Origin of the sequence: Flavobacterium sp. (assembly GCF_044361015.1) — a bacterium.
Classification (GTDB): Bacteria; Bacteroidota; Bacteroidia; order Flavobacteriales; family Flavobacteriaceae; genus Flavobacterium.
Window position 1 is genome coordinate 1 of sequence record NZ_JBIKJL010000069.1, and the last position, 9,083, is coordinate 9,083.

The following is a 9,083-nucleotide window of genomic DNA, read 5'->3' on the forward strand; positions in this document are numbered from 1 at the left end:
ACGAAGATTTGTTGACAGAGCATGGTTTTGAGCGCATACATCAGTCGCATTTGATTAACTTGGCTTATCTCAAATCGTATATCAAAAAAGACGGCGGTTATGTGGTCATGGCGGATAATAGTAACCTGCCCATTTCGCAGCGAAAAAAAGAACGGTTGCAGGAACTTATTGGAAAGCAATTAAACAGTTAGAAAAATAAAGTAAGAGAATGAAATTATTTTTAAGCATAAATCAATTAGTTAAAAGCATAACTAAAATAGCAATTATTTTCCTACAAAATTATATAGTACAAAAAAATAAGATACGAAATCACAAACTATAATACCTAAAATTATGAGAACACTAGCATTATTTTTAATTTTTGTCTCGGCTTATGTCTATGCACAGCCCTCAATTATTACTCCAACACCTTATGTTTTATGTGATGATAATAATGATGGCATTGAGACATTTGATTTAACAACTAAAAATGCTGAAATACTAGGGACAAATAATCCAAATCTGTATTCAATTGCATATTTTGAAACCGAAGAAAATGCTTTGAATAATGTAAATCAAATTATTTCTCCTGATAGTTTTCAATCTGGATTTAACACAGTATATATTAGAGTTTGGGAAAATGCAAATAATACAAGTTATGCCACTACCAGTCTGATTTTGGGAGTTTTTTCATTTCAGTTAGTAGAACCGAATGATATTGTAGTATTCGAAACACCTTACGATGGGTTTGCTTCTTTTGACTTAACTGTTAGAAATGAACAAATTGCAAATGGTAACTTATCTTCTTTTAATTTCAATTATTTCACAAGTTTAACTGATGCTCAAAACAATATAAATTCCATAACAAATCCGACATCCTTTAATAACATTAGCACTAATCAAACAATTTTTGTTAGAGTAACATTAATTGACCCAATAGCTTGTTTTAGTATAGTAGAATTGAATTTAGTTGTTCTAGATGAAAATTTAAGACCAATTATAGCAACACCATCTGCAGTGAATTTATGTGACATAGACAATAATGGAGAACTTTATGATTTAACCACAAAAAATTCAGAGATTTTAGCATCAAATAATTCAACTTTATATACTGTTAAGTATTATAATACTTTGGAAGAAGCTGAAATGAATAGTTTAGATTTGTTAGCCTCGGGAACAGGTGGATTTATAACACAAATAATATATGTTAGAGTGCATGAAAATGCTAATATAAATAATTATTCAACTACTCAATTTTCAATAAATGTAGATGCAATGCCATTTGCAAATTCGGTTTCTAATTTATTTATATACGAAAATTCATTTGACGGAATAGCTTCGTTTAATTTAACTGATGTAAATAACAATTTGATAGGAACTCAAACTGGTTTTATTTCAAAATTTTATTTAAGTCAATCAGATGCAACTAACAATGTAAATGAAATTTCTTCTATTTCAAGTTACTCAAATACAATAAATGAACAGGTTATTTGGGCAAGAGTTTTTAATCCAACTAATTTAAGTTGTTATCAATCAACCAGTATCACATCATTTAAGCTAATTGTTGTTGATTTAGATGATGTTGTAAACATACCCGATGCTAATTTCAAAGCTGCAATAATAGCAACTGGAATTGACACAAATGGTGATGGGAATATACAGGAGCAAGAAGCATTGCAATTAACCAATTTAGAAATACCTTATTATACTAATTCCTCAAATGCAATTTTATCTTATGCAGGATTGAATAATTTTCAAAATTTAATAAATTTTAAAGTAACAAGTAATAATCAAAACACTATTGATTTTTCTAATCTACCTAATTTAAAAAGTATAAATATTCTTGGAGGTTTACCAATGACTTTAAATAATTTCATTGGGACACCAAATATAGAAGTTATAAATATTGAGCAAATTTCCTTAACAAATGTTGATATTTCAAGTTTAATAAATTTGAAAACTTTAGTTTTAAAACAAGTTGGATTGAATAGTATTGATTTATCAAATAATTTGCAGTTGAAACTTTTAAATTTAGAAAACAATAATTTATCATCAATCAATGTTTCTCCTTTGCAAAATTTAGAGACCTTAAATATTGTTAACAATAATTTTTCAAATATTGATATTAGCAATAATATAAACCTGTCAAGTTTTTATTGTTCATTTAATCAGTTTGTTTCTTTGGGTCTAGTTCAAAATACTAATTTAAGTCGACTTGAATGTAATTTCAATAATTTGAATAATTTGAATTTAAGTCAAAATACAAACTTAAAATTTCTTAATTGTATTCATAATGAATTAACTTTTTTGGATATTTCATCAAATATTAATTTATTGGCTATTGACTGTTCTCAAAATAGCATCACAAACATAGATTTTTCAAACAATCACCAAATTAATCAAGTTTTTTGTTCAAATAATAATATCTCAAATATTGATTTAACAGGTAATTATCCAAATTTAGTGATGTTAGATTTAGAAAATAATAATTTAATTGAAATTTTCATACCTGATTTTAAAGTTTATCCAGAACCAATTTCTTTTTTTCCAACTTTAAACTTAAATAACAATCCTAATCTTACTTTCATTTCCTTTAAGTCTGGTATAAAACAAAGATTAACTCTAAATATTAGTCAAGATAATTTATTGGAATACATATGTTTAGATGAAAATGATGAAATATTTATATCTTCAAATAATTCTACTAATAATTATGTAATTGGTACCTACTGTTCCTTCACTCCAGGCGGCGACTATAACACCATAACCGGGTCTATAAAATTTGATGGAAATTCAAACGGTTGCGATGCCACTGATTTACCACAACCAAACATCAGAATTAATATTAATGACGGAACCAATCAAGGCGCTACATTTACAAACAATACTGGAAACTATAATTTCTATACACAAACAGGAAGTTTTGATTTAACTCCAAATATTGAAAACCCAACATGGTTTACCTTTTCGCCAACTACCGCCACTATTCCTTTTGCCAATAATAACAATAACACAGCTACTCAAAACTTTTGTATTTCAGCCAACGGCGTTCATCCAGATGTTGAAATAATTATTGCACCCGTTACTCCAGCGCGGCCGGGTTTTGATGCCACTTATAAAATTGTCTATAAAAACAAAGGCAATCAAACCCTTTCAGGAAATGTTGGTTTTACTTATGATGATACTGTTTTAGATTTTGTTTCTGCAACAGTAGTACCCAATTCACAGAGCTTAGGAGCTTTGTCATGGAATTATACCAATTTATTACCTTTTGAAAGTAGAAGTTTTGAAATTGTTTTAAATGTAAATGCTCCTACTGAAACTCCTGCCGTGAACATTGGCGATATATTGAATTTTTCTGCTAGTGTCAACCCAATTGCAGGTGACGAAATTCCATCTGACAATACATTTACTTATACCCAAACCGTAGTAGGTTCTTACGATCCGAACGATATTACCTGTTTGGAAGGAGATATTGTTTCGCCATCAGAAATAGGGAATTATTTGCATTACAACATTCGTTTCGAAAATACAGGAACAGCAGCAGCAGAGTTTGTGGTGGTTAAAGTAGAAGTAAATCAAACCGATTTTGATATGAATTCACTTCAAATAATGAATTCTTCAGACCCAGTTTATGCAAGAATAAATCAAAATATTGTAGAGTTTATTTTTCAAAATATCCAATTAGAATCGGGTGGACATGGTAATATTTTACTCAAAATTAAATCTAAAAATAACTTGCTAGTAGGCGATGAGGTCAATAAAAAAGCCAATATCTATTTTGATTATAATTTCCCTATCGAAACCAACGAAGCCAAAACCTTATTCCAAGCCTTAAGCTTAGTTAATCCGGTTTTAGACAATTTGATTTCCATTTATCCAAATCCTGTAAAAGATGTTGTAAACATTACCATCAAAGATAATTCGACCATCAAAACCATTGAATTGTATGATGTTCAAGGAAGATTAATACAAACGCAATTGGTGAATGATATATCTTCCGAATTAAATTTAGCAGAAAGAGCCAATGGGTTGTATTTTATAAAAATAAATACCGACAAAGGAAGTAAGGTTGAAAAATTGGTTAAAGAATAAGTAGTTAAGCATATTTTAAAGTTGGAAACTCACGGATTTTTTTCGTGAGTTTTTTGTTTTTAACCGATATATAGGAAATTAGCAATATTTATACTAAATTTAACGAAATCGTTTCGAATAAAATTTTAACAATCCTACTTTATTTCGTAATTTCGCAAAAAACATTATTTAGACCTATAAATTTTATATAAAATCATGTCAAAAACTGCAATATTAAAGTACGATGGTAAAGAATATGAGTTTCCTATAATCGTAGGAAGTGAAAATGAGCCGGCTATCGACATCGAACAACTACGAGCCTTAACAGGTGCAATTACCTTAGATCCAGGTTATAAAAACTCCGGTTCTTGTAAAAGTGAAATCACTTTTTTAGATGGAGAAGAAGGAATTCTTCGTTACCGTGGCTATTCAATCGAAGATTTAGCCGAAAAAGCAGATTTCTTAGAAGTTTCTTACTTATTGATTTTGGGAGAATTACCAAACAAATCTCAATTGCAGAAATTTGAAAATGATATTCGAAAATATACGTTGGTGAACGAAGAGATGAAAAACATCATCGACGGTTTTCCAAAAACAGCCCACCCTATGGGAGTTTTGGCTGCTTTAACTAGTGCTTTAACTGCTTTTAATCCAAAGTCTGTCAATCCGCACAACGAAAAAGAAATGTATGAAGCGGTATGTAAAACCATTGGTAAATTTCTTGTAATTGCAACTTGGACCTATCGCAAATCAATGGGTTATCCGTTGAATTATTATGATAATACAAAAGGATATGTCCAAAATTTCATGCATTTAATGTATGAATTACCAACAGGACCCTATAAAATAGATCAAACGGTTGTCAATGCTTTAGATAAATTATTCATTTTGCATGCTGATCATGAACAAAATTGTTCTACTTCAACTGTTAGAATCGTCGGCTCTTCGCATGCCGGATTATTCGCTTCTATTTCTGCCGGGGTTTCTGCACTTTGGGGACCACTTCATGGTGGAGCAAACCAAGCGGTATTGGAAATGTTAGAAGAAATTCACAACAATGGCGGTGATGTAGCAAAATATGTTTTGAAAGCAAAAGATAAAGATGATTCATTCCGTTTGATGGGCTTTGGTCACCGTGTTTACAAAAATTTTGATCCCAGAGCAACGATTATAAAAAAAGCAGCGGATGATGTTTTGACCGCTTTAGGTGTTGATGATCCATTGTTAGATATCGCTAAGCAATTAGAAAAAGTAGCTTTAGAAGATGAGTACTTCAAATCAAGAAATTTATATCCAAATGTAGATTTCTATTCCGGTATTATTTATAGAGCTCTCGGTATTCCAACGGAAATGTTTACGGTCATGTTTGCCATCGGCCGTTTACCGGGTTGGATTGCTCAATGGAAAGAAATGAGAATTAACAAAGAACCAATCGGAAGACCACGTCAAATCTATGTGGGTTATCCTTTGAGAGAGTTTAAAACAATTGATAAAAGATAATTAAACTTATAATTTACAAAGCCTTACTGATTTGTGGGGCTTTTTTTATGTAATTCACATTGAAGGGTTATAAAAATTATTAATCCCACAATAAACATTGCTTTTGGAATCCCTTTATTTATCTTTGTCAAAAGCCAAAAGCAACGTTATGCTACCATTACACATTCAAAACGAAACTTCCCGATTAAGGGCCGTGGTCTTAGGAACTGCGGTAAGCAACGGACCAACACCAACAGCTGAGGAAGCCTATGACCCAAAATCACTTGAACACATTCTAGCCGGAACCTATCCCATAGAATCCGACATGATTACCGAAATGGAAGCGTTTAATCAAGTATTTAAAAAATACGACGTAGAAGTTTTCAGACCGGATATTATTCCTAATTATAATCAGATTTTTACCCGAGATATCGGTTTTGTAATTGACGATATGTTTGTCAAAGCCAATATTCTTCCCGATAGAGAAAAAGAACTTGATGCTATTCAATACGTTATTGATCACATCGACCCCAAAAAAGTGGTTAGACCACCGGTAGAAGTGCATATTGAAGGTGGCGATGTCATGTTGTGGAACGATTATATTTTCATCGGAACATACAAAGGTTCCGATTATAAAGATTACATCACAGCGAGAACCAATTGGCAAGGTGTGGAATACATCAAACAATTATTTCCACACAAAAAAGTAAAAGATTTCGATTTAGTCAAATCAAAAATTGAAGCCCGCGATAATGCGTTGCATCTTGATTGTTGTTTTCAACCGGTTGGAACAAACAAAGGAATCATCTACAAAAGTGGTTTTCGTGAAGAAGCTGATTATGTGTTTTTAGTAGACCTTTTCGGAAAAGATAATTTGTTCCATATTACCCGTGACGAAATGTATAACATGAATTCCAACGTGTTTTCTATCGCACCTGATGTCGTCGTTTCAGAAAAGAATTTCACCCGATTAAATACCTGGTTACGCAATCAAGGATTTACTGTAGAGGAAATTCCTTATGCAGAAATAGCAAAACAAGAAGGATTGTTGAGATGTTCGACTTTGCCATTGGTAAGGGATAAATAGTTGTCGGTTGTCAGTTATCCGTTATCGGTTAACTGAGATCACAACTGTTTTCTTAAGAAATATAAACCAATAAAATTAATATATACGCCATGAAAAGTTATAACGATTTAGACATTTATCATTTAAGTTTAGCATTATTTTTTAAAGTACATCCAGCATCATTACTTTTGCCGAAATATAAGCTATATGAATTAGGAAGTCAAGTGAGAAGATCATCTGATTCCGTAGTTTCCAATATTGTAGAAGGCTATGGGAGAAAAAGGTATAAAGCAGATTTTGTTCGATTTTTAGTTTTTAGTCATAGTAGCTGCTTGGAAACAAAAAATCATCTTTTTAAAATCAATAGGTTATATCCGGGTGTTGTTCCAAACATTGAGGAATTTATTAGTGAGTATGATATTTTAGGAGCTAAAATTTTTACCTTTATAAAATATGTAGAAGAAAACTGGAGATAAACTGTTGACAGTTGTCTGTTGTCCGTTATCCGTCAACAACCTACAACCAACAACCGACAACAGAGAACCGAAAACAGAGAACCGACAACCAACAACCGACAACAGAGAACCGACAACCAACAACCAACCAACAACCAACAACCAACAACCAACAACCGATAACAGACAACCAACAACCGACAACCGATAACAGAAAACCAACAACAGAAAATGGACCAAACAACCAACACCATCCTCATGATCCGTCCCGTTGCCTTCCGCATGAATGAGCAAACGGCCGTAAATAATTACTATCAAAAAGTACTTGACAATACAACTCCCTCCACTGTGAATGCAAAAGCTCAAAAGGAGTTTGATGCGTTTGTAGAAAAATTGCAGAAAGTTGGCGTCAACGTAATCGTCGTAGATGACAAACTCGATCCCGACACGCCCGACAGTATTTTTCCGAACAACTGGATTTCCTTTCACGAAAACGGCGATGTAACGTTATACCCAATGTTTGCCGAAAACCGTCGTTTGGAGCGAAGAGAAGATATCCTCGACATCATTGAAGATCGCGGATTTGTGGTCAACGAAATAATGGACTACACCTCTGCCGAAGAAGATGGATTTTTCCTCGAAGGCACCGGAAGCATCCTCTTAGACCGCGACAATGCCAAAGCCTATTGTGCGCTTTCGCCTCGTGCCGACGAAGAATTATTCATTGAGTTTTGCGAAGATTACGATTTAGCTCCGGTGATATTTGAAGCTTACCAAACCGTGAACGGCGAACGCAAACACATGTATCATACGAACGTGATGATGTGTATTGCAGAAACCTTTGCTATTATTTGTGCAGATTGCATTGACGATAAACAAGAACGCAAAATGGTGTTGGATAACCTAAAAGCCGATGGAAAAGACATCATTTTAGTGACCGAAGACCAAGTGAATAACTTTGCCGGAAACATGTTGCAAGTAAAAGGCAAAGACGACAAACGCTATTTGGTGATGAGTAATTCCGCTTACCAAAGTTTGACTAAAAGCCAGATTCATAAAATAGAAGAACATTGTGAAATTTTGCACGCTAATTTGGATACGATTGAAGCCTGCGGCGGCGGAAGTGCTCGCTGTATGATGGCTGAGGTTTTCTTGCCAAAAGCTTAATAAATGAACGATTAATCTTTGTCAAAGTTCAAAACTTTGACAAAGATTTTTTGAACATTTAACCCATTACCCTTTTCCAATATTTCGAATCATCCCACCAAAAATAAAATAGTGAAACGGCACTAAACTATACCAATACAACCGACCCCATAGTCCTTTTGGTCGGAAAGTAGCAATTTGGTGCAACATATTTTCTTCATCAATCCGAAATTCCAGCCATGCTTCGCCCGGTAATCGCATTTCAGCGAAAAGTAAGAGGCGTTTTTCCTCTTTATTGGCTAACAACACCCGCCAAAAATCCAACGAATCGCCATTGTCTAAATGAGTGGGATGTGTCCGCCCTCTTCGCAAACCGACACCCCCAAATAACTTATCTGCAAAGCCCCTTGCTTGCCATAACCAATTCCCATAATACCATCCTTTAGCTCCACCTATCGTCCAGATGTTATTTAATACTTTTTCTGGATTGTGTATTTTTAATTTCTTTTCGTCCTTCAAACAGCCAAACGTAGGGACTTGTATAAATTCTGATAGATTGTAATCAAACCTACTACTCACCAAACTATCTTTCCAGCTTGAAATGACTAGGTTTTGTTCAATTTTAATAAACGCTAATTTAATAGCGTCGGTATAGGATATGGGTTTAATTCCCAATATTTTTTGTAATCGATTATCGTTGCAAATCACTTCCATTTTCATACTGTCTACTAAATTCATTGCCAGTTTATAAGAAGTGGACGTTACAAAATACAACCAATAGGAAGATAGTTTTGGTGTCATAATCGGAACGGTATAAATCCAGTTTTTGAAACCCCTCGTTTTTGCATACAACTGCATCATTTGTTTATAGGTCAGTACATTTG

The 9,083-nt window shown here is 33.2% G+C and carries 8 protein-coding genes; 7 read left to right on the forward strand and 1 reads right to left on the reverse strand.

Features of this window, described 5'->3' with window-relative positions; translation table 11 throughout:
- The 7 genes from ACIQ2Z_RS11750 to ctlX all read left to right on the forward strand — a co-directional run.
- Positions 1 to 191: LytTR family transcriptional regulator DNA-binding domain-containing protein (locus ACIQ2Z_RS11750; RefSeq protein WP_396184347.1), on the forward strand; the 191-nt coding region annotated here is incomplete at its 5' end.
- A gap of 142 nt (positions 192 to 333) precedes the next feature.
- A complete protein-coding gene (locus tag ACIQ2Z_RS11755; RefSeq protein ID WP_396184348.1) occupies positions 334 to 4,074 on the forward strand; it encodes a T9SS type A sorting domain-containing protein in 3,741 nt (1,246 codons plus the stop codon).
- Positions 4,075 to 4,269: 195 nt separating this feature from the next.
- The gene (locus ACIQ2Z_RS11760; RefSeq protein ID WP_396184349.1) at positions 4,270 to 5,553 is read left to right on the forward strand and encodes a citrate synthase; all 1,284 of its coding nucleotides are present in this window, start codon (positions 4,270 to 4,272) and stop codon (positions 5,551 to 5,553) included.
- A gap of 148 nt (positions 5,554 to 5,701) precedes the next feature.
- Complete coding sequence (locus ACIQ2Z_RS11765) at positions 5,702 to 6,619, forward strand: dimethylarginine dimethylaminohydrolase family protein (RefSeq protein ID WP_396184350.1); 918 nt, start codon at positions 5,702 to 5,704, stop codon at positions 6,617 to 6,619.
- 89 nt (positions 6,620 to 6,708) lie between these two features.
- Positions 6,709 to 7,074, forward strand: coding sequence for a four helix bundle protein (locus ACIQ2Z_RS11770; protein ID WP_396184351.1), 366 nt, complete (start codon positions 6,709 to 6,711; stop codon positions 7,072 to 7,074).
- 11 nt (positions 7,075 to 7,085) lie between these two features.
- Complete coding sequence (locus tag ACIQ2Z_RS11775) at positions 7,086 to 7,343, forward strand: hypothetical protein (protein ID WP_396184352.1); 258 nt, start codon at positions 7,086 to 7,088, stop codon at positions 7,341 to 7,343.
- The gene (ctlX, locus tag ACIQ2Z_RS11780; protein WP_396184354.1) at positions 7,285 to 8,220 is read left to right on the forward strand and encodes a citrulline utilization hydrolase CtlX; all 936 of its coding nucleotides are present in this window, start codon (positions 7,285 to 7,287) and stop codon (positions 8,218 to 8,220) included. The genes ACIQ2Z_RS11775 and ctlX overlap by 59 nt, the downstream gene beginning before the upstream one ends.
- Before the next feature lie 66 nt (positions 8,221 to 8,286).
- On the opposite strand, the gene ACIQ2Z_RS11785 is transcribed toward ctlX, so the two are convergent.
- The coding region (locus ACIQ2Z_RS11785) for an SDR family oxidoreductase (RefSeq protein WP_396184355.1) at positions 8,287 to 9,083 on the reverse strand (797 nt) is incomplete at its 5' end.